Here is a 21,021-nt window from a genome sequence, read left to right as displayed (position 1 = left end):
AAAATAATATTGTGACTTGTATAACCAGACCCTCTGGAGGTGTAAAAATTGAATTTATCCCAAAATGCCTTACAAATTACCCCTTCTATGACATTAGAAATAACAGCAAAGGCAAAACAGCTAAAAGCCCAAGGCATAGACGTCATAGATTTCGGAGTGGGGGAACCAGATTTTGATACACCTGATTACATAAAAGAAACTGCAATTGACGCGATAAAAAATGGCTATACTAAATACACTCCTTCCTCAGGCATTTCTGAGTTAAAAAAAGCAGTATGTGACAAACTTTTAAGAGATAACGGCCTTAAATATCAACCAGAACAGATTGTCATATCAAATGGTGCAAAACACTCTATATATAACGCTCTTTGTGTAATTTTAAATCCTGGCGACGAAGTTATAATTCCTGTACCTTATTGGTTAAGCTATCCTGAGATGGTAAGGCTGGCTTATGGAAAGCCTGTCTTTGTAAAAACAAAAGCAGAAAATGACTTTAAAATTACAGCCGAAGAATTAAAAAATGCTATTACCTCTAAGACAAAAGCTTTAATTTTAAATACCCCCAACAATCCAACTGGCTCAGTATATACTAAAGAAGAGTTAAAAGAACTTGCAAAAATTATTGAAGAAGCAAATATTTTTGTCATTTCAGATGAAATATACGAAAAATTAATTTACGAAGGCTGTCACATCAGTATCGCCTCTTTAAATGAAAAAATTAAAGAACTGACAATTTTGGTAAACGGCATGTCTAAAACTTATGCTATGACAGGATGGAGAATTGGATATACTGCTTCTTCTTTAAAAATAGCAAAAGTTATGTCAAACATTCAAAGTCACACCACCTCAAATCCCAATTCAATTGCTCAATATGCCAGTGTAGCCGCTTTATCAGGAGATGAAACTGTTATTAAAAGAATGGCAGAAGAATTCAATAAAAGAAGAGTTTATATGGTAGAAAGGTTAAATAAAATAAAGGGATTAAAATCAAATAAACCTCAAGGTGCTTTCTATATAATGGTAAATATAGATGAATATATTGGAAAAGAGATAAAAGGAAAAATTATTAGAGGTTCCATAGATTTTGCAAATGCTTTAATTGAAGGAGCAAATGTAGCAGTTGTTCCTGCTTTGCCTTTTGGAATGGACAATTACATTAGGATTTCTTATGCTACTTCCCTTGAAAATATTGAAAAAGGTCTAAATAGAATTGAAGAATTTTTAAATAAAGCATAATGAGGAGGTAAATATGCGAGACACTTACCAGAATCCGTTAATAACAAGATATGCTAGCAAAGAAATGGCCCAAATCTTCTCTGATGATGAAAAATTTAAAACTTGGCGAAGATTATGGGTAGCCTTGGCAAAAAGCCAAAAAGAATTAGGGCTTAATATTACAGATGAACAGATTAAAGAAATGGAAGAAAATATAGACAACATAAACTATGAAGATGCGGAAAAATTCGAAAGAGAATTTCGACATGATGTTATGGCTCACATACATGCCTATGGTCTTTTGTGCTCAAAAGCAAAGCCTATAATCCATTTAGGAGCTACCTCTGCTTTTGTAGATGACAATACTGACATAATTCTTATGGATAAGGCTTTTAAGCTAATTGAAAAGAAACTTCTTAAAGTAATAAAAGTTCTATCCGAATTTGCTTTAAAATATAAAGATTTACCTACTTTAGGTTATACTCACTTTCAACCAGCTCAACTTACTACAGTTGGTAAAAGAGCATGCCTTTGGATCCAGGATTTAATTCTCGATTTACAAGACTTAAGATATAGAAGAGAAAACATAATGTTAAGAGGGGTAAAAGGTACTACTGGTACACAAGCAAGTTTTATGGAACTTTTTGGTGGTAATGAAGAAAAAGTAAAAGAGCTAGACAGATTAGTAATAGAAAAAATGGGATATAAAAAGTCCTTCCCTGTGACAGGACAAACTTATACGAGAAAATATGACTTTATGCTCTTGTCTGTTTTAAGCGGTATTGCTCAAAGTGCTCACAAATTCAGCAACGACTTGAGGCTTTTGCAACATTTAAGAGAAATTGAAGAGCCCTTTGAAGAAAAACAAATAGGCTCCTCTGCAATGGCTTATAAAAGAAATCCTATGAGAAGCGAGAGAATGGCAGCTTTAAGTAGGTATGTTATTGTAACACTTTTAAATACATCAATTACTTCTTCTACTCAATGGTTTGAAAGAACCTTGGATGATTCGGCTAACAGGCGGATTGTAATACCTGAAATGTTCCTTGCCACAGATGCTATATTAAATCTTTACATAAACATTGCGTCTGGTTTAAAAGTAAACAAAAAAGTAATTGAAAAAAATGTGATGAAGGATTTGCCTTTTATGGCTACAGAAAAGATTTTGATGGAAGCAGTACTTAAAGGTGGGGACAGACAAGAGTTACATGAAGCCATAAGAGTATATTCCTTAAAAGCAGCAGAAGAAGTTAAAAATGGAGAAGAAAATAGATTACTCTATTATATACAAAATGACCAAAGATTTAAACTTTCCCAAGAAGAAATTAAAGAATTAGTTGACCCTATAAAATTTACCGGAAGAGCTGTAAGCCAGACTGAAGAATACATTAAGGAAATTGTAAACCCTATTTTAGCAGATTTTAAAGAAGATGTAGATGCAAAAGTAGAAGTATAAAATTTGTTCACTTTCCACATCCCAATATCATAGAATAACAATAAAAATGGTATTGGGATGTGGTGGTAGATGGGAATATGGCCAGTTTTTTTTGAAGGATATAAAATAGAAAAAAAGTCAGAAGATAAACCTAAAGAAGTTACAACAACTGTGGATGATAAAAAATTACAAGAAGAAGCTTTAAAAGAGCTAAATTCTTTGATAGGCCTTAATAAAGTGAAAGAAATTATACAAGAAATTTACGCTTTCTCGCAACTGCAAATAAAGCGTAAAAAGGAAGGATTAGCCACTGAACCTATAGTATTACATATGATATTTAAAGGCAATCCAGGAACTGGCAAAACTACTGTAGCAAGGATATTAGGAAAGCTTTTAAAAAGTATAGGAGTTTTAGAAAAAGGCCATGTAGTCGAAGTAGAGAGAGCTGATCTAGTAGGAGAATACATAGGGCATACTGCTCACAGAGTTCGTGAAAATGTAAAAAAAGCTTTGGGAGGAATTTTGTTTGTAGATGAAGCTTATTCTTTGGCAAGGGGTGGAGAAAAAGACTTTGGCAAAGAAGCTATTGATACTCTTGTCAAAGAAATGGAAGACAATAGGAATAAATTTATACTTATATTAGCAGGTTACAAACACGAAATGGAATATTTTTTAAATACCAATCCCGGACTTCGCTCCAGATTTCCAATCCAGATAGATTTTCCTGATTATACTATAGATGAACTTCTTCAGATTGCGGAACTCATGGTAAAGAACAGGCAATATAAGCTTACAGAAAGTGCAAAGAGAAGATTAATGAAAATATTGATTCGTGACGACAATTCAAGAGAAATGGGAAATGCGCGCCTTGTAAGGAATATCATAGAAAGAGCAATCAGAAAACAGGCTGTAAGAGTTTTAAACAAAATAAATATAACCAAAGAAGATTTAATAACAATTGACAGTATAGACATTAGAGAGGACTGAGAAAATGGACACAAAAAAATTTTTGCAGAACAATTTCCATATAAACTCAAAAATAATCGAGGTTATAGAAAAAGCAGAAAAAGATTGTCATCCTGTATTTAGAAAGATTGATAAGATTGTAGAGTACAATCAGTATAAGGTCATATATCATTTCCAAAGGAACAAATTAAGTGATATCCATTTTAATGGCACAACTGGCTATGGATATGGTGACATAGGGCGAGAGACAATCGAAAAGATATATGCAGGAATATTTGCCGCAGAAGACGCTCTAGTAAGGCCTCAAATCGTTTCTGGAACCCATGCGATATCATTATGCCTATTTGGCAATTTAAAACCAAATGAAGAGCTAATTTCGGCTTGTGGAAGGCCCTATGATACGTTAGAAGAAATAATAGGTATAAAAGGGGAGGGGAGGGGAAGTTTAAAAGAATATGGAGTCATATATAAAGAAATTCCCCTCCTCGAAGATGGAGAAATAGATATAGAAAGGGTAAAAAAAGCAATAACCTCAAAAACTAAAATGGTGATGATTCAACGATCAAAAGGATATGACTATAGAAAGTCTTTGAAGATAGAAGATATAGAAAAGGCAATTAGTGAAATTAAAAAGGTAAAAGAAGATGTAATTATATTTGTAGATAATTGCTATGGAGAATTTACTGAGATAAAAGAACCGACAGAAGTAGGAGCCGACATTATAGCAGGTTCTCTTATAAAAAACATGGGTGGGGGAATTGCTCCTACTGGTGGATACGTAGTAGGTAAAAAGGAGTTGGTAAAAAATGCCTCTTACAGATTATACGCTCCTGGTATTGGAAAAGAAGTAGGTCCTTCTTTAGATTTAAATAGATTGATTTTACAAGGGTTATTCCTTTCACCTCAAGTGGTAGGACAAGCTTTAAAAGGAGCTGTTCTTTTAGCGAAAATTATGTCAGACTTAGGCTATGAAGTTATTCCAAAATATGACGAAGAAAGAACTGATATAGTTCAAGCTATTAAATTTAAAACTGCTGAAGAGTTGATATCTTTTATCCAGGGAATACAAATGGGTTCTCCAGTAGACTCTCATATAATTCCTGAGCCTTGGGACATGCCGGGATATCAAGATAAAGTCATAATGGCAGCAGGAGGATTTATACAAGGCTCTTCTATAGAGTTAAGTGCAGATGCCCCTATAAGAGAACCTTATATCGCATACGTGCAGGGTGGCCTTACTTATCCTCAAGTAAAATTGGCAATAACTATTGCCTTAAATAATATTTATAAGAATCAATTGGAAAATTAAATAAAGACAGACACGAAGTAAAAAACGCTTTGTGTCTGTCTTTATTTGCTATTCCTTTTGTGATAAAGGATTTTTATTTACAGCTTCTTTTAATTGTGAATCATCTACATGGGTATAAATTTGCGTCGTAGAAACGTTAGAATGCCCTAAGAGCTTTTGTAAAGTCCTTATATCTACATTACCATATCTGTACATCAAAGTCGCGGCTGTATGGCGCAATTTATGGGCAGAATATTTTTTTCCTCCTAAATTAGCATTTTTTAAATGTTTTTTCACAGTATATTGTACGGTTTTTACACTTATTCTTTTTAATCTTTTGCTCAAAAACAAAGCCTTTTTATCTTTCACTCCTTCTTTAGGCCTTACTCTCAAATATGCATTTATTGCATTAATACAGGCGTCATTTAAATAAACTGTTCTTTGTTTATTTCCTTTTCCTATAACTGTTAGTTTATCGTCTTTAATGTCGTCTATATTTATATTCACCAGTTCAGAAACCCTAAGCCCACAGTTTAAAAACAAAGTTATGATAGCATAATCCCTTTCTTTAAAAGGTCCATCTATAGAATCCAAAAGTTTTTTACTTTCATCAAGAGTAAGGTAGATAGGCTGTCTTACAGAAAGTTTCGGCGACTCTAATTCTTGAGTAGGATTTTTATTTATCACTTTAGCTTTTTTGTAAAGATAATCATAAAATGACCTTAAACTTGCTACTTTTCGAGCACGAGCAGGGGGAGTATTAGACCTTTCGTTAGTTACAAAGTTGAGGTAAGCATATAAATCGTTTAAATCAACAGATTCTATTAAGTCAACATCTACATCAGAAATATCTATTTCATCAAATTCAACATCAGGGCTTACTTTTCCGCGTCTTTGCTTTAAAAAGCGTAAAAACAAAACCAAGTCATAGGCATAAGCTTTTACAGTATTATAAGAACGGGCTTTTACCGTCGAAAAGTAGTTTAAAAATTCTTCAAGAAGAGGCGGGTATCTAGTAAAACCATTATTAGAAATATTAGAAGCTTTATTAGACATTCTCATAACTCCTTTCTACAATTCTAATTATACGAAATAGTTATTTCGTATAATTACTTGTATATATGATACCATATATATAATACTTAAATCAAGCTATTTTTAGACTAACGTTCAAAATTATTAAAAAGCTCAAGGAACCTTACTAAACTAAGATTCCTTGAGCTTAAAACTCTTATAACTTTTTAGTATTTCTTTTTATTTGCTCTGTAGCCAGTCTATCACATAAATTATTGAATTCATCATCTGCATGACCTTTTACTTTAATCCAATTGATTTGATGTCTTTTTGAAACCTCTAAAAGCTCCTTCCATAACTCTTGATTTTCTACTGGCGTTTTATCTGATTTTAGCCAATTGTTTTTCTGCCATTTTTCAAGCCAGCCTTCTTTAAAGGCATTTATCACATAACTACTGTCACTATATAAATTAACTTTACAAGGCCTCTTTAAGGCTTTCAAAGCTTCTATTACTGCTTTTAATTCCATTCTATTATTTGTAGTATTTTCTTCAAATCCTGATATTTCTTTCCTTGCTTCTTTGTATAGTAAAACTGCTGCCCAGCCACCTGGACCAGGATTACCACTACAAGCTCCATCTGTGTATATTTCAACAATATCGATATTATTTTCCATCTTTACTTCAGTCCCTTTGTTTTTTGATATGCAGCTGAAACCGCTTCAATCACCGCGCTTCTCATTGCATTTTTTTCCAAAATTCTTATACCTTCAATAGTTGTACCACCTGGAGATGTCACCATGTCTTTTAATTGACCAGGATGAAAACTTGTTTTTAGTACCATGTTACCTGCACCAGCTACAGCCTTTGAGGCTAATTTATATGCAATATCTCTTGGTAATCCCAATAATACACCACCATCTGCCAATGCTTCAATAAACATGTACACAAATGCTGGACTACAACTAGAGACAGCCATTGCAGCATCAATCAGCTTTTCTTCCACTTCTACAATTTCCCCACAGGCTTTAAAAATTTTTGTCACAACCTCTTTATCCTCTTGCTCGATCTCTTGTGAGTAACTTATAGCAGTAATACCTTCTCCTATTAAAGCAGGAGTATTAGGTATTGTTCTCACTATTTTTCCTGTTTTTAAGATATCTTTGACATGACTTATAGTTATGCCTGGAGCTATAGTAATTATTATTTTTTTAGCAGTTACTTTTGCTTTTATTTCTTCTAATACAGCATCGTAAATATTAGGTTTTACTGCTAAAATGACAATATCTGACTTTTCAGTTAGATCAGCATTGCTTTTTGCTACAATAACACCAAATTCTTTTTCTAATCCTGCTGTTTTTTCTTTCACCGGATCGTAAAGAATTAAATCTTCAGCATCTATAAAATCTGACTTTAATATGCCCTTTATAAGAGCAAGTCCCATATTACCGACGCCTATAAAGCCAATCTTCATCTTAAAAACTCCCTTGCTTTGTTATTTCAAAAAAACAGTATTAGTTGCCCTAATACTGTTTTTTTGTTGTTTACTCCTCCTTCTTTTCATCTTTATCAGAACCAGAGAAAATTACAGGCTTTTGCGGCGTTATTGTCGAAATAGCATGCTTATAGATAAGAAGTTGTTGTTTGTTTTCTGATTCCAGCACCACTGTAAAATTATCAAATCCTTTTACTAAACCCTTTAATTGAAATCCATTAATTAAGTAGACGGTTACTGGTACATGCTCTTTTCTTACTTGATTCAAAAAAATATCCTGTAAATTAATAGCTGCTTTTGAACTTGCCATCTTTATCCCCCTTCTTTAATTATGTATCATTAGTTATATTCTATCAAAAATTTAATTTTCCTGCTAAATATTTAATAATATTTTTTTTGAGTTCTTCATAATTTTTATAGTCATCTACAAAAAACCATTTGATAAATTCATAACCCTTAAACCAAGTGATCTGTCTTTTTGCATACCTCCTTGTCCCTTTTTTAATTTTTTCAACAGCCTCTTCTAAAGAAATCTCTCCTTTTAAATATTCGACAATTTCTTTATATCCTAAAGCCTGCAAAGCGGTACTGTCTTTATTATACCCGATTTTTAGCAAGTTTACCACTTCTTCAACCAAATTATTTTTTATCATTTCATCTACTCTTTGATTAATTCTATCGTATAAAATTTGTCTGTTTCTGAAATTAAGCCCTATCATTATTGGCTGATACTCTGGATTTAAACGCATACCACTCATTTTTTGATAGTAAGAAATAGGTTTGCCTGTAAATTCATAAACTTCCAAAGCCCTGATGATTCTTCTAATATCATTTGGATGGATTTTTTTTGCTGCCTCTGGGTCCACACTTTTTAATCTTTCATAAAGATATTGATTACCATAGTTGTTTGCTAATTCTTTCATTTTTTCTCTAAATTCTTTGCTTCCTTTAAAATCAGAAAAGTGCATGATATAAATTATTGAATTGATATATAAACCAGTTCCACCTACAATTATAGGAAGTTTCCCTCTTTTGTGAATATCCTTTATAATCTCTTTTGCTCTTTTTTCATATTCTGCAACACTAAACTCTTTATTCGGATCTACAATATCTATCAAATAATGAGGGATACCTTGCATTTCTTCCTTTGTGATCTTTGCTGTACCAACATTCATGTACTTATAAATTTGCATAGAATCAGCAGAAATGATTTCTCCATTAAATTCTTTTGCCAGGTCTACACTTAATTTAGACTTGCCAGAGGCGGTAGGTCCAACAATAAGCACAATTTGTATAGCCATCCCATCACCCTTATATTACATAATTCTTTTAAACATTTTTTCTAATTGAGTCTTTGTTATAGCGATTATAACAGGTCTTCCGTGAGGACAGGTGTAAGGATTTTCTGTAATCTTCAAATCTTCAAAGAGTTTATAAATCTCTCTTTCAGATAAATTATCCATGGCTTTTACTGCAGCTTTACAAGCCATCATTATAATGCTTTCTTCTTTTAAAGATATTTTATTGATAAGTTCCTTATCTCTAAGTTTTTCTACTATCTCTATAAATAACTGCCTTGCTTCTGGTTGTCCTAAAATTACAGGTACTTCCCTTAATATAATAGAATTATTCCCAAATTCCTCAAATGTATAACCTAACTTATTTAAGAGTTTTTTCTCTTGTTGAACAAGTTCTAAATCTCCTGGTTGCAATTCTACTACAATAGGAAATGTTACCTGCCTTGTTTGAATTTTTTCATATTGGGAAGTAAACTTTTCGTATAAAATCCTTTCGTGGGCAGCATGTTGGTCAATTATATAAAACACATCTTCTTTTTCTACAATTATATAAGTAGAAAACAATGTACCTACTATTCTTATATCACTTATTTTTTTAGTAATGTCATTTTTTTTATTTACTTCTTCTTTTTCATCTTCATATTCCTCATAAACTGCCAAATGGTTGTCTAAACTACTATTTTTACTATTTTCTTTTAATACATTATCTTTTAAAAAAACATTCTTACATCTAAATTCATTGTCAAGTTTCTTTTTTTCCTCTTCTAATTCTTTATCAGAAGAAGTCAAGTATAATTTCGTCTGCTCAGCTGAAATAGTTGGAGTCTCAATTTTAAAGATATTTTTCTTTTCTTCAATTTTTACTTCTGGTATCAAGTTATATTTATGAAGGCTATCCTTTATAGTTTTGTAAACAGTTTCAAAAACCCTTCTTTCATCTGAAAATTTTATCTCTAATTTTGAAGGATGTATATTCACATCAATTTGCCTTGGGTCTATTTCCATGTACAAAAAAACAGCAGGATATCGATTTACAGGTATATAAGTCTTAAAAGCTTCATCGATAGCGGCTGAGAGGGTCCTATTTTTTACGTATCTTCCATTTACATAAAAAAACTGCATATTCCTATTAGAATAATTTAAAGAATTTTTACCTGCTAAAATCTTCAGTTTTAAATCTTCTGTTTGAAAAGAAACTGACATGAGAGAAGAATAAACTTCATTTCCAAAAAGTCTTAAAATTACATCTTCTACATCTCCTTTTCCTGATGTTATAAATTGTAATTTTTTGTCCTTTACGTATTTAAAAGAAACTTCAGGATGGGAAAGGCACAATTTAGTTACGGTATCAGTTATATACATGGCCTCTGTTGAAGGTTTTTTTAAAAACTTTCTTCGTGCAGGTGTATTAAAAAACACATCTCGTACTTCAACGCTACATCCTTTTGCACAACCGCAATTAGTTTTCTCTATTACTTTCCCGCCTTCCACAACAACTTTAGTGCCAAATAAAGCACCTTCTTCTTTAGTCTGTAAAGTTACATGAGAAATTGCGGCAATGCTGGCTAAGGCCTCTCCTCTAAACCCTAATGTCCCTATATTATAAAGGTCATTATCAGATTTAATTTTGCTGGTGGCATGTCTTTCAAAAGCTAGAATAGCGTCTATTTCATTCATTCCACAGCCGTCGTCAGATACCTTTATATAAGGAATACCACCTTCCAAAATTTCTACAGTAATATTTTTACTACCTGCATCAATAGAATTTTCAATTAATTCTTTTACTATAGAAGCCGGCCTTTCAACAACTTCTCCTGCAGAAATTTTATTTATTGTCTTTTCATCCAAAAGGCGAATTTTATTCATCATACTCCGCTCCTTAGAGAAATTGCCTTCTCCTTTAATTTATATAAGTAATTTAAAGCTTGAATTGGAGTCATGTTATCTAAATCACAATTGGCTATTTCCTCAATTAACGAATCCTTAGCTGTAGAAAAAATGTCTATTTGAGTAAACGCTAGCTGCTGTGTTGCGTTTTCTAACTCGAACTTTATCACAGTATCATTTTCCAAACTTTTTAATATTTCTTTTGCTCTTTCAACAATGCTATAGGGCAACCCTGCTAATTTTGAAACTTGAATTCCATAACTTTTGTCCGCACCACCAGGTACTATTTTCCGTAAAAATATTATGTCATCTTCTCTTTCCTCTACTGAGACATTATAATTCCTTACTCCCTTCATCTTGCCTTCAAGTTTTGTTAATTCATGATAGTGAGTAGCGAACAAAGTTTTAGCCTTTATCTTTTCATGAATATATTCAATAACTGCATGAGCTATACTCATACCATCATAAGTGCTTGTACCTCTTCCTACCTCATCTAGTATTATTAAACTTTTACTAGTAGCAGATTTTAATATATTTGCCACTTCAGACATTTCCACCATAAAGGTACTCTGCCCTGCAAAAATGTCGTCGGATGCTCCTACTCTTGTAAAAATTTTATCCACAATCCCAATTTTAGCGTAAGAAGCGGGGACAAAAGAACCTATCTGTGCCATCAATACAATTAAAGCAACCTGTCTCATATACGTAGATTTACCAGCCATATTAGGGCCCGTTATTATCATGATAGGATTTTCAGGACCAATCTCTATGTCATTTGCTACAAATGATTCATCAGAAATAGTCTCTATTACTGGATGCCTGCCTTCTTTTATAACTATTCTGTCACTATAATCTACTATGGGCTTTGTATATCGATTGGTTTCTGCAACTTCTGCAAAGGAAATAAGTACATCAATTGTAGCTATATACTTGGCTGTGTCTTGTATCCTTACAATTTGGAGTTCTATTTTTTCTCTTATTTCGTTAAAAAGCTGATATTCAAGCTCTATTAATTTTTCTTCTGCTCCCAATATAGCCTCTTCTATTTCTTTAAGCTCAGGCGTTACGTACCTTTCTGCATTAGCCAACGTTTGTTTTCGTATGTATCTTTCAGGAACCTGTGGTATATTAGATTTTGTAACTTCGATATAGTAACCAAAAACTTTGTTGTAACCTATCCTCAGATTTTTTATGCCGGTTTTTTCTCTCTCCTCAGCCTCAAGGTTTGCAATCCAATTTTTGCCTTCTACCGAAGCCTTTCTCAGCTTATCTTCTGTTTCATTGTATCCATCTTTTATGATGTTTCCTTCTTTTAATTGAGTTGAGGGATCATCTTTTATCGACTTATCTATTAATTCGTATATATCTTGTAAGGTATCAAACTTTTCGTATATATCTTTCAAAAGCCGCGAACTAAATCTTTGCAATATTTCCTTAATATAGGGCAAATTTTGAAGAGATAATTTTATAGAAATAAAATCTTTTGGATTAATACTCTGATAAACAATTTTGCTGCTCAATCTTTCTAAATCATAGATTTTATTTAAAAGTTGTTTTAAATCCTGACGATTTTTATAATCATTAAAAAGCTCTTCTACTGCTTGCAGCCGAGCATCAATATGCTCTTTGTTAAGCAAAGGTTCTTCTAGCCATTTTTTTAAAAGCCTTCCCCCCATCGGAGTCACAGTTTTATCTAAAACTCCTAATAAAGAACCTTTTTTTGACTTGTTTTTATTGGATTCTAATATTTCTAAATTTTTTATTGCATTGCTGTCTAATCCCATATAGGAGTTATCCTCATATATAAGCAGTTTGTTTATATGCTTTAAAGCAGTTTTTTGCAATTCGTTTAAATAGCAGAAAAGAGTAGATAGTGAATTTACTACATAGGGCTTATCTTTTATTCCTAATTCTTCAAGTTTTTTATTAAACTGATTTTCTATTATTTTACTCTTTTCTTCATAGTAAAGTTTTTTTTCATAAGTGTTTACAGCACAATTGTTACTTTTAAAGATTTTTATATACTTATTGTTTTTTAAAAAATCTTCGTTGGCGATTATTTCTGAAGGAGCGTACTTTATTATTTCATCGTAAACTTTTTTGTTGTCTTTACAATTTTTAATTTCTGTGGCGTATAAATCTCCAGTTGTTACATCAACAGCACAAATTCCATAATTGTCCCTTTCTTTAAAGACAGACACAAGATAGTTATTTGTTTTTTCATCCATTGATTCAGGATTTATTATTGTCCCCGGAGTATATATTCTTACTACATCTCTCTTTACCAATCCTTTTGCTTTTGCAGGATCTTCCAATTGCTCACAAATAGCAACTTTATATCCTTTTTTTATCAACTTGTCTATATAAAAGTCTGCTGCATGATAAGGAACACCAGCCATTGGGGCTCTTTCTTCCGTTCCTGCGTCTCTTCCTGTCAAAGCTATTTCAAGCTCTTTAGCAGCAATTTCTGCATCTTCATAAAACATTTCATAAAAGTCCCCTAAGCGGAAAAATAGTATTGCATCTTTATATTTTTCTTTTATTTTAAGGTATTGTTCCATCATTGGAGTGACGGCCATTTTTTTGCACCTCCGACTCCTTTTTATTATATCATAAAAATAAGCGCCCATATAGGCGCACTTTTATCTTATAACTTCTACCAATTCTCCCTGCATTGTCCAAGCTTTGGTTTCGGTTATTTTAATATTGGCAAGTTTACCAATAAGGCTTTCATCTCCTACAAAGTGAACTACTTTGTTGGTTCGAGTTCGAGATGTCAATTTATTGCTGTCTCTTTTACTAATCCCTTCTATCAATACTTCCACAATTTTTCCTCTCAATTCTGCACTTTTTTCTAAGCTGATTTTGTTTTGTAACTCTATAAGTCTTTCTAAACGCTCATGTTTTACAGCATCATCTACTTGGTCTGGCATATTTGCCGCAACAGTACCTGCTCTTTTAGAGTATATAAAAGTATAAGCGGCATCAAATCGTACTCTTTGTACTAAATCCAACGTCTCCAAAAAATCTTCTTCTGTTTCACCTGGGAAACCTACAATTATATCTGTTGTTATTGCAATATCTGGAATGTTACTTCTTACTTTATCAATAATTTCTAAATAGTGCTCTTTGGTGTATTTTCTATTCATCTTTTTTAAAATTTTATTGCTACCAGCTTGTACAGGCAAATGCAAATGTTCACAAACTTTATTTAAATCCCTCATAGCATATATTAATTCATCAGAAATGTCCTTAGGATGAGAGGTCATAAACCTTATTCTTTCAATTCCCTCAATTTCATTTAGCTTGTAGAGTAGTTTTGCAAAAGTTATATTTTCATCAAGGTCTTTCCCATAGGAATTTACATTTTGTCCTAATAAAGTGATTTCCTTATACCCTTTTTGAGCTAATTCTTTTACTTCTGCTACTATATCTTCTGGCTTTCTACTCTTTTCTCTGCCTCTTGTATATGGCACTATGCAATAGGTGCAAAAATTATTGCAACCATAAATAATATTAACCCATGCCTTTAAATTGCTGTCCCTCTTGACAGGTAACTCTTCAATTACATTTTTTGTATCTTCTATAACATCTATCACTATATCTTGAGAGTTTAAAGCTTCCCATAAAAGCTGTGGAAATTTATATATATTATGAGTTCCAAAAACAATGTCTATATAGGAATATTTTTCTTTAATAGCTTCTACTACATTTTTTTCTTGCATCATACAGCCAGATACACCAATAATTAAATTAGGATTTCTAGCCTTCAATTCTTTCATTTGTGAGACTCTTCCTAATACTCTTATTTCAGCATGTTCTCTTACAGCACAAGTGTTAAAAAGTAAAACATCAGCTTGTTCCAGATTTTCAGTATATTTATATCCCATTTTTTCTAGCATACCTGCCAGTTTTTCTGAATCATGGACATTCATTTGGCATCCATAAGTTTCAATATGATAATAAAGGTCTTTGCCCTTATTTTTTTCTGCAATTTCTTTCATTATATCTTCTTGTTTTTTTAATTCTTCCTTAGTTACATAAATGTTAGTAGACATTATTAACACCTCTTTTATCTCTGGGGAGTAATTTTTCTATAAAAAAAAGTTTTAATTGGTTCAAAATTGTATCTATATGGCAATATTATTTGCTCTGTACTACCCACAAAGAATATTCCGTCGTCATTTAAAGACTCATAAAATTTTTTATATATTTTATCTTTAGCTGCATCATTAAAATATATTAACACATTTCTACAAATTAATAAATCTATATTTTTTGGATATTCGTCATTCAATAAGTCATGCCTTTCAAATTGCACACTTTTTCTAATATCCTCAGTTATCTGATAACTTTTGTCATCATTTTTTCTAAAGAATTTTCCTAAATATTCTTGAGGTACTTTTTTAACAGTCTCAACCGAATATATACCTTTTTTAGCTTTTTCTAGTACGCTTACATCTATATCAGTAGCAATAATTGCCACATCTTTTAGATCTATAAATTTTGTCAAAAGCATAGCTACAGAATAAGGTTCTTCTCCAGTAGAACAAGCGGCACTCCATACTCTAAAACCTTTTTTTATAATGTGGGGTAAAAGGTCTTTCTCTAAGATTTCCCATTGTGAAGGGTTTCTAAAAAATTCAGTTACATTAATGGTAATGTAATTTAGAAACTCCTCATATAATGTTTTATTGATAGTAAGTTCCTTATAATACTCCTCATAGGAACTAAATTTGCGGCTAGTAATCAAAGATTCTAATCTTCTCTTCATTTGCTTTTCCTTGTATAAAGACAAATCTATTCCAGTTAATTTATGTATTTTTTTTACAAAGTCCTCATAACCTACCATAAATATGTTCACCTCTAATTATAGAAAAAAGTGGCTTTAAAAGCCACAATTTAATAACTTTTCGGATGAAATTAAATTAGTAATTAACCACCTTCACTGGTTTTTCGAATACTCCACGTTTTACCTCTGTTGCAGTCATGTTTTGTGCTCTTAACATTTTCGCTATATAGTTACAGGCATCCCACGGATTGACATCATCGCCACAAGTAAATACGTCAACCGCGGCATAACCCAATTCTGGCCAAGTATGGATAGTTATATGAGATTCTGATATGACCACTACTCCGCTTACGCCCTGGGGATTAAATTTATGGAAAGCTACTTCCCGTATCTCTGCGCCTGATACTATTGCAGACTGAACCATTATGTCTTCGATTAATTCCAAGTTGTCTAAAATGTCGCTATCGCACCCATAAATCTCTGCCAAAATGTGGCGACCCAAAGCATTCATTTTGTATCCTGCCTCCTTTACTAAAATAATGTATACATTCAATGATTTTAATTTTATCAGATTTTTTTCTTTTGTCAAGGTTTTTTACATGACAGTTTAAAAATTTTTATTAAATATTCCTCCTACACTAATTCTAACTTTTAATGCTTTATTTGTACAATATCTTCACAATAACCTTTAAAAAATCACTCTTCTTCCTTTTCCCCTTTTAAAAATCTAATTTTCTTTATTACCTCTTCTATTACATAATCAGGAGTTGAAGCTCCTGCTGTTATCCCTATAATCTCTCGGTCTTTTACCATCTCAAGAGTCAATTCTTTAGCATCTTCTATATGAAAGGTATTTTTACAATTTTTTTCACATATCTTTTTTAACTTTTGAGTATTAGAACTATGCTTTCCACCAATCACAAACATCACATCTACTTTTTTTGAGAGCTGCTCTGCAGATCCTTGTCTTTTTTGGGTAGCATCGCATATAGTATTAAAAAAAACAAGGTCTTTAACTTTTAGCTTTATTACTTCTAAAATATCTTCCCAATACCTTCCAATGAGGGTGGTTTGCGCAACTGCACATGCCTTCTCCAATTTAGGTAATTTATGAGCTTCTTCAATTGAATTTACCACATAAGCAGTGTCATCACACCATCCGTTTACTCCTATTACTTCTGGATGATTTCTATCTCCTACAATGATAATAGAGTAGCCCTTGTGGTAGTACTCATAAACTGTATTTTGTACCTTTTTTACAAATGGGCAGGTAACATCTATAACTTCAATTCCTTTTTTAGCGAGAAAATCGTATAATTTTTTAGACACCCCATGACTTCGGATAATTAATTTATCACCCTCAGTCAATTTATCCAACTCTTCTTCTTCAATAACATTAACCCCTTTTTTCGATAAGTCCGATATAACTTTTGGATTATGAATAATTTCACCTAGCATGTATATTTTCCGGCCTGAGTTTTTTTCAATTTCATAATATGCAGTTTCAATGGCTCTTTTTACGCCAAAACAAAAACCTGCATACTCAGCAATCAATATTTTCATTCTTGACCTCCTACAACAATTTTGCAATTTCTTTCATTATTTCCTCTCCAATAACAAAAAGTTGCTGAGATGAAAGTCTAGAATTAGCATATTTATCAAAATTCATTGGTTTACCGATATTTATAATAATTTTAGAAAAGAGACCATATCTACCTTTAATCGCTATAGGCACTACTGGAGCGTTTCCCTTAATGGCTAACATAGCAACTCCTGGTTCAGCCTTTTGAAGCTGACCAGTTTTACTTCTTGTACCTTCCGGAAAAATTCCAATTGCTTTTCCTTTTTTTAAGTAAGTTAAAGCAGTTTTAATAGCTGATAAATCAGCGGTACCTCTTTTAACGGGAAAAGCTCCTAAGCCTGTCCCTAAAAGAAGCCTTAAAAAGGGATTTTTAAAAAGCTCTTCTTTTGCCATAAAATATATTCGCCTATTTAAAAGTGCACCTATTACAGGAGGATCTAAAAAACTTATATGATTAGAACAAATGATTACCGGGCCTTTTTTAGGAATATTTTCAAGTCCTTTTATTTCTATTTTAAATATCACTTTTATAATTGCTCGTACAATAATTTTAGCAATATAATAAAACATACTTAAATTTCCCCTTTTAATCCTTCCTTTATGATATTGTACAGTTTTTCTACAACTTCTTCTTCTGAAAGATAGGTAGTATCAATGACAATAGAATCTTTAGCAATTTTTAGAGGTGATGTTTCTCTTTGGGAATCTATGGTATCACGGTTTTCTATTTCTTTTACCACTTCATAATAACTCACATTTACATTTTTAGTTTTAAGTTCTCTATAACGCCTCTTTGCTCTTTCTTCTAAAGAAGCAGTTAAAAAAAATTTGAACTGTGCATCAGGCAACACAACTGTACCTATATCTCTTCCATCCATTACTACATTTTTGCCTTTGGCAATTTCTCTTTGTTTTTGTACTAAAATCTCTCTAACTTTAGGTATTTTAGACACCAGAGAAACTTTTTCAGAAACCTCAGGTTTTCTTATTTCTTCAGAAATGTCTTTACCATCTAAAAAAATTTTTTCTCCTTCTAAAGTAATATCTGTACTTTGCGCAATATCAGATATTTTATCTTCTTCAATAAATTTTATTCCCTTTTGTAGGGCCTTATACGTAATGGCTCTATACATAGCACCTGTATCTATATAGGTATAATTTAAAAGCTTAGCTAATTTTTTTGAAACAGTGCTCTTACCAGCTCCTGCTGGTCCATCTATCGCTATTTTTATAGTCAATACTATCACCTCAAACTAAATCTGGACGAAGCTTTTTTGCTTCCTTCAAATAAATGTGTTTTACCTCTTTATCATCACTTAAATTTGTAAAAACCGCAACTCTTATGCAATGACTGAGACTGCCTTTTACCTCCATTTCTTGTAAGCACATCATAGGTATTGAGGTCATACCCATATTCCTAACTGCTTCGGCAGGGTAAACCGCATCTAAATCACAAGTTACACTAAAAAAAATAGAAATTATGTTTTTCTCTTCTAATTCATTTGCTTTAATAATTTCTTCAATGAGAATAGTAGTATCCTTTAAAATATCTTCTTTTGTATTTTGGGAAGTTATAGCACCTCTTATGACTTTTATAGGGCATTCTCCTCTCCTATTATCTTTTGTCTTTTTTTTATATTATAGCATAATTACCCCTTACAAATAAATTATTTAAGCCTAATCATACATATTTTTTGTATATTCTTATCTACTTTAACTACAGTGGTATTTTGCGGCTCAATTACATTTTCACTAACTGCTACCACCTTAAAATGAAGAGATTCCTTTTCTCTTGTGCCATCTATTTCAAGAATTTGATTTGGCCTTACTGAAATAGTAATAGACTTGGCAAAAAAATTTGCAACTGGCTCTCCGTCTAGCAATACAAAGGAATTTAATGCTTTATCCTTGTTTACAACTTCAATTGTCACTTTACCTTCTTGTGAAAGATTAGAGTCTAAATTAATGCCCTCCAACTTCTGTGTAGAACTTAAAAAAACTCTTATGTCATCATTCGTCATCAAAAGCTGAGTTATAGCTATACTTAAAAGTCCTACCATTATCAATACTAAAAGAATACTTTCACTGTCAACATATCTGTATTTTTTTCTTTTAACTCTTTTTCCCATATTTATCCTCCTTTTCTTATTATATCTTATGCAAAATAAATAAAAAAATGCGGTTTCCCGCATTTCACATTCATGCATTGATTCCTGCTACATACCCCGTAGAAAAAGCGATTTGCAAATTAAAGCCACCAGTAAGCCCGTCTACGTCTATAATTTCACCAGCAAAAAATAGACCTTTTATTATTTTAGACTCCATCGTAGAGGGATTTATTTCTTTTATACTTACTCCACCACCTGTAACAATAGCTTCTCTTATAGGTCTTAGATCTTTTACTTTAAAAGTAAGATTTTTTAAATTGGTGACCAAACTTTTTCTTTCGCTCCTTGTTATTTCTCTAACTTTTTTATCAGGGTGTATATTAGCCCTTTTTATAACATATAAGATTAATGAATGAGGCAATAAATCTTCCAAGGCATTTTTCAGATTTCTATTTTGGTACTTATTAAAATCTCTTAATACTCTTTCCTCCAGCTTTTCAATAGTAAGTTCCGGCTTTAAGTCAATTTTTATTACCACTTCTCCCTTACCTAAGTAGTCATGTAAAAACCTACTCAATGTAAGTATTACAGGACCTGACAGTCCAAAATGGGTAAAAAGCATTTCCCCTAACTCTTCTCTTATCAATTTCTTTCCAAAAAAAACAGAAACCTTGACATTTTTAAGAGTAAGCCCCATCAATTCTCTTACATTTTCATATGTAACAATTGGTACAAGAGAAGGAAAAGGCTCTACAATTGTGTGTCCCAATTTCTTAGCTATTTTATACCCATCACCAGTAGAACCAGTCGTAGGATATGATACTCCTCCTGTTGCTAATACTACACTATCGCAGTTTAAAACACTTTCACCAACACTTATGCCCTTTACTTGCTTATTTTTCACTATTATATCATTTACTCTACAATTATAATTTACTTTTACTCCATATTTTCTAAGCATATTTACAAAAAAGTCTCTCACTTCTATCGATTTATCTGAAACTGGAAAAACTCTTAATCCTCTTTCTATTTTAGTTTTAAGCCCATTTTTATTTAAAAACTCTATTAAATCCTTATTTGAAAACTTGCTAAAAGCGCTATATAAAAATTTACTATTTCCTGGAATATTCTCAAAAAATTTTTCTTTGTCAGCAAAATTGGTAATATTACACCTTCCATTACCTGTAACTAACAACTTTTTACCTAAAATGTTATTCCTCTCAAATATACTTACTTCTTTTCCCATCATAGCTGCTGCTAAGGCTGCCATCATTCCTGCTGGGCCGCCGCCTACTACAAATACTTTTTTCATATTATTTTTTCATCTCTCCTCAAATGACAAGTATCGTTAAATAGTACTAAAACAGTTTTCCCATCTTCCTTAACGTCTATTATATTAAGAGAAGCGTTATCTAGTCTAAACTTGGGATAAAAACTTAACTCAATTCCTAAAAGTCCTAAAATCAAAGCCTTTATAGAAGTCCCATGAGAAACAATCAATATATTTTTACCATCATTTTCTTTAACTATTTCCCATGTCTTTTTTAACATTCTCTTTTGAACTTCTTCTAAAGTTTCTCCTTTTTCTATATTAGCTTTAATAGGATTTGTTTTCCATAATGTATAAATTTCTTTATGCAATTCATTAATTTCTTCTGCTGTAAGTCCTTCCCATATACCAAAAGACATTTCTCTCAACTCAGAAACTTTATGAACTTCTAATCCAAATTCTTTTGCAATTATTTGCGCAGTTATATAAGCTCTTTTTAAATCACTTGAATATATACAATCTATTTTCTCATTTTTTAATCGACTTGCCAGTAGTTTAGCCTGTTTTAAACCTGTAGGAGTCAAATCAATATCTTGTATTCCTTGCATTTTATTGTGTAAATTCCACTCTGATTGACCATGGCGTACTATATACAATCGTGTAGTCATACAA

21 protein-coding genes are annotated in these 21,021 nt (G+C 32.0%); 4 read left to right on the top strand and 17 right to left on the bottom strand.

All coding sequences use genetic code 11. The features are described from left to right. Positions 1-48: 48 nt before the first annotated feature. From I4N53_RS09010 to I4N53_RS08995, 4 genes are all read left to right on the top strand, one after another. Positions 49-1,236, top strand: a complete 1,188-nt coding sequence (locus I4N53_RS09010) for a pyridoxal phosphate-dependent aminotransferase (protein WP_214496068.1) — start codon at positions 49-51, stop codon at positions 1,234-1,236. A gap of 13 nt (positions 1,237-1,249) precedes the next feature. Beyond that, positions 1,250-2,671: an adenylosuccinate lyase gene (gene purB, locus I4N53_RS09005; RefSeq protein ID WP_214496067.1), complete on the top strand. Its 1,422-nt coding sequence runs from the start codon at positions 1,250-1,252 to the stop codon at positions 2,669-2,671. A gap of 69 nt (positions 2,672-2,740) precedes the next feature. After that, a complete protein-coding gene (gene spoVK / locus I4N53_RS09000) occupies positions 2,741-3,637 on the top strand; it encodes a stage V sporulation protein K (RefSeq protein ID WP_012995219.1) in 897 nt (298 codons plus the stop codon). A gap of 4 nt (positions 3,638-3,641) precedes the next feature. After that, positions 3,642-4,925, top strand: a complete 1,284-nt coding sequence (locus I4N53_RS08995; RefSeq protein ID WP_012995218.1) for a methionine gamma-lyase family protein — start codon at positions 3,642-3,644, stop codon at positions 4,923-4,925. 48 nt (positions 4,926-4,973) lie between these two features. On the opposite strand, the gene I4N53_RS08990 is transcribed toward I4N53_RS08995, so the two are convergent. From I4N53_RS08990 to I4N53_RS08910, 17 genes are all read right to left on the bottom strand, one after another. Further along, positions 4,974-5,960, bottom strand: a complete 987-nt coding sequence (locus I4N53_RS08990; RefSeq protein ID WP_214496066.1) for a tyrosine recombinase XerC — start codon at positions 5,958-5,960, stop codon at positions 4,974-4,976. A gap of 175 nt (positions 5,961-6,135) precedes the next feature. Then, on the bottom strand, positions 6,136-6,594 hold the full coding sequence (gene rnhA, locus I4N53_RS08985) for a ribonuclease HI (protein ID WP_013150316.1): 459 nt from the start codon (positions 6,592-6,594) through the stop codon (positions 6,136-6,138). 2 nt (positions 6,595-6,596) lie between these two features. Further along, the gene (proC, locus tag I4N53_RS08980) at positions 6,597-7,391 is read right to left on the bottom strand and encodes a pyrroline-5-carboxylate reductase (protein WP_013150315.1); all 795 of its coding nucleotides are present in this window, start codon (positions 7,389-7,391) and stop codon (positions 6,597-6,599) included. Between the two features lie 70 nt (positions 7,392-7,461). Continuing rightward, positions 7,462-7,722: an RNA chaperone Hfq gene (hfq, locus tag I4N53_RS08975; RefSeq protein WP_012995214.1), complete on the bottom strand. Its 261-nt coding sequence runs from the start codon at positions 7,720-7,722 to the stop codon at positions 7,462-7,464. Between the two features lie 43 nt (positions 7,723-7,765). After that, positions 7,766-8,713 carry a tRNA (adenosine(37)-N6)-dimethylallyltransferase MiaA gene (gene miaA / locus I4N53_RS08970; RefSeq protein WP_013150314.1) on the bottom strand — a complete coding sequence of 316 codons (948 nt, stop codon included), beginning with the start codon at positions 8,711-8,713 and terminating at the stop codon, positions 7,766-7,768. Positions 8,714-8,728: 15 nt separating this feature from the next. Then, positions 8,729-10,576 (bottom strand): DNA mismatch repair endonuclease MutL, encoded by a 1,848-nt coding sequence (gene mutL, locus I4N53_RS08965; RefSeq protein ID WP_214496065.1) that lies wholly within the window; start codon positions 10,574-10,576, stop codon positions 8,729-8,731. Then, the gene (gene mutS / locus I4N53_RS08960) at positions 10,576-13,176 is read right to left on the bottom strand and encodes a DNA mismatch repair protein MutS (protein WP_214496064.1); all 2,601 of its coding nucleotides are present in this window, start codon (positions 13,174-13,176) and stop codon (positions 10,576-10,578) included. Before mutS ends, mutL begins: the two co-directional genes overlap by 1 nt. 63 nt (positions 13,177-13,239) lie before the next feature. Continuing rightward, the gene (miaB, locus tag I4N53_RS08955; RefSeq protein WP_013150312.1) at positions 13,240-14,655 is read right to left on the bottom strand and encodes a tRNA (N6-isopentenyl adenosine(37)-C2)-methylthiotransferase MiaB; all 1,416 of its coding nucleotides are present in this window, start codon (positions 14,653-14,655) and stop codon (positions 13,240-13,242) included. 14 nt (positions 14,656-14,669) lie between these two features. Then, positions 14,670-15,449, bottom strand: coding sequence for a protein-glutamate O-methyltransferase CheR (locus I4N53_RS08950; protein WP_214496063.1), 780 nt, complete (start codon positions 15,447-15,449; stop codon positions 14,670-14,672). A 76-nt stretch (positions 15,450-15,525) separates the two neighbouring features. Continuing rightward, positions 15,526-15,900 carry an adenosylmethionine decarboxylase gene (gene speD / locus I4N53_RS08945; protein ID WP_012995208.1) on the bottom strand — a complete coding sequence of 125 codons (375 nt, stop codon included), beginning with the start codon at positions 15,898-15,900 and terminating at the stop codon, positions 15,526-15,528. A gap of 185 nt (positions 15,901-16,085) precedes the next feature. Continuing rightward, positions 16,086-16,952: a 4-hydroxy-3-methylbut-2-enyl diphosphate reductase gene (locus I4N53_RS08940; protein WP_214496062.1), complete on the bottom strand. Its 867-nt coding sequence runs from the start codon at positions 16,950-16,952 to the stop codon at positions 16,086-16,088. Between the two features lie 10 nt (positions 16,953-16,962). After that, on the bottom strand, positions 16,963-17,541 hold the full coding sequence (locus I4N53_RS08935; protein ID WP_013150310.1) for a 1-acyl-sn-glycerol-3-phosphate acyltransferase: 579 nt from the start codon (positions 17,539-17,541) through the stop codon (positions 16,963-16,965). A 2-nt stretch (positions 17,542-17,543) separates the two neighbouring features. After that, complete coding sequence (gene cmk, locus I4N53_RS08930) at positions 17,544-18,209, bottom strand: (d)CMP kinase (protein WP_013150309.1); 666 nt, start codon at positions 18,207-18,209, stop codon at positions 17,544-17,546. A gap of 10 nt (positions 18,210-18,219) precedes the next feature. Further along, positions 18,220-18,567 carry a chorismate mutase gene (gene aroH / locus I4N53_RS08925; protein ID WP_013150308.1) on the bottom strand — a complete coding sequence of 116 codons (348 nt, stop codon included), beginning with the start codon at positions 18,565-18,567 and terminating at the stop codon, positions 18,220-18,222. A gap of 71 nt (positions 18,568-18,638) precedes the next feature. Beyond that, positions 18,639-19,100, bottom strand: coding sequence for a hypothetical protein (locus I4N53_RS08920; protein WP_012995203.1), 462 nt, complete (start codon positions 19,098-19,100; stop codon positions 18,639-18,641). A 70-nt stretch (positions 19,101-19,170) separates the two neighbouring features. After that, positions 19,171-20,391: an NAD(P)/FAD-dependent oxidoreductase gene (locus I4N53_RS08915; RefSeq protein ID WP_013150307.1), complete on the bottom strand. Its 1,221-nt coding sequence runs from the start codon at positions 20,389-20,391 to the stop codon at positions 19,171-19,173. After that, positions 20,388-21,017 carry a histidine phosphatase family protein gene (locus tag I4N53_RS08910; RefSeq protein WP_214496061.1) on the bottom strand — a complete coding sequence of 210 codons (630 nt, stop codon included), beginning with the start codon at positions 21,015-21,017 and terminating at the stop codon, positions 20,388-20,390. Before I4N53_RS08910 ends, I4N53_RS08915 begins: the two co-directional genes overlap by 4 nt. Positions 21,018-21,021 lie beyond the last annotated feature (4 nt).

The organism is Thermoanaerobacter sp. CM-CNRG TB177, assembly GCF_018588165.1.
GTDB classification, from domain to species: Bacteria; Bacillota; Thermoanaerobacteria; order Thermoanaerobacterales; family Thermoanaerobacteraceae; genus Thermoanaerobacter; species Thermoanaerobacter thermocopriae.
This window is presented reverse-complemented; position numbering and strand designations above follow the sequence as displayed.

Bases quoted from the DNA above. Each gene is read 5' to 3' on its own strand.
- purB (WP_214496067.1), top strand. From the start codon at position 1,250: ATGCGAGACACTTACCAGAATCCGTTAATAACAAGATATGCTAGCAAA.
- spoVK (WP_012995219.1), top strand. From the start codon at position 2,741: ATGGGAATATGGCCAGTTTTTTTTGAAGGATATAAAATAGAAAAAAAG.
- I4N53_RS08995 (WP_012995218.1), top strand. From the start codon at position 3,642: ATGGACACAAAAAAATTTTTGCAGAACAATTTCCATATAAACTCAAAA.
- I4N53_RS08990 (WP_214496066.1), bottom strand. From the start codon at position 5,960: ATGTCTAATAAAGCTTCTAATATTTCTAATAATGGTTTTACTAGATAC.
- rnhA (WP_013150316.1), bottom strand. From the start codon at position 6,594: ATGGAAAATAATATCGATATTGTTGAAATATACACAGATGGAGCTTGT.
- proC (WP_013150315.1), bottom strand. From the start codon at position 7,391: ATGAAGATTGGCTTTATAGGCGTCGGTAATATGGGACTTGCTCTTATA.
- hfq (WP_012995214.1), bottom strand. From the start codon at position 7,722: ATGGCAAGTTCAAAAGCAGCTATTAATTTACAGGATATTTTTTTGAAT.
- miaA (WP_013150314.1), bottom strand. From the start codon at position 8,713: ATGGCTATACAAATTGTGCTTATTGTTGGACCTACCGCCTCTGGCAAG.
- mutL (WP_214496065.1), bottom strand. From the start codon at position 10,576: ATGAATAAAATTCGCCTTTTGGATGAAAAGACAATAAATAAAATTTCT.
- mutS (WP_214496064.1), bottom strand. From the start codon at position 13,176: ATGGCCGTCACTCCAATGATGGAACAATACCTTAAAATAAAAGAAAAA.
- miaB (WP_013150312.1), bottom strand. From the start codon at position 14,655: ATGTCTACTAACATTTATGTAACTAAGGAAGAATTAAAAAAACAAGAA.
- I4N53_RS08950 (WP_214496063.1), bottom strand. From the start codon at position 15,449: ATGGTAGGTTATGAGGACTTTGTAAAAAAAATACATAAATTAACTGGA.
- speD (WP_012995208.1), bottom strand. From the start codon at position 15,900: ATGAATGCTTTGGGTCGCCACATTTTGGCAGAGATTTATGGGTGCGAT.
- I4N53_RS08940 (WP_214496062.1), bottom strand. From the start codon at position 16,952: ATGAAAATATTGATTGCTGAGTATGCAGGTTTTTGTTTTGGCGTAAAA.
- I4N53_RS08935 (WP_013150310.1), bottom strand. From the start codon at position 17,541: ATGTTTTATTATATTGCTAAAATTATTGTACGAGCAATTATAAAAGTG.
- I4N53_RS08920 (WP_012995203.1), bottom strand. From the start codon at position 19,100: ATGGGAAAAAGAGTTAAAAGAAAAAAATACAGATATGTTGACAGTGAA.
- I4N53_RS08915 (WP_013150307.1), bottom strand. From the start codon at position 20,391: ATGAAAAAAGTATTTGTAGTAGGCGGCGGCCCAGCAGGAATGATGGCA.
- I4N53_RS08910 (WP_214496061.1), bottom strand. From the start codon at position 21,017: ATGACTACACGATTGTATATAGTACGCCATGGTCAATCAGAGTGGAAT.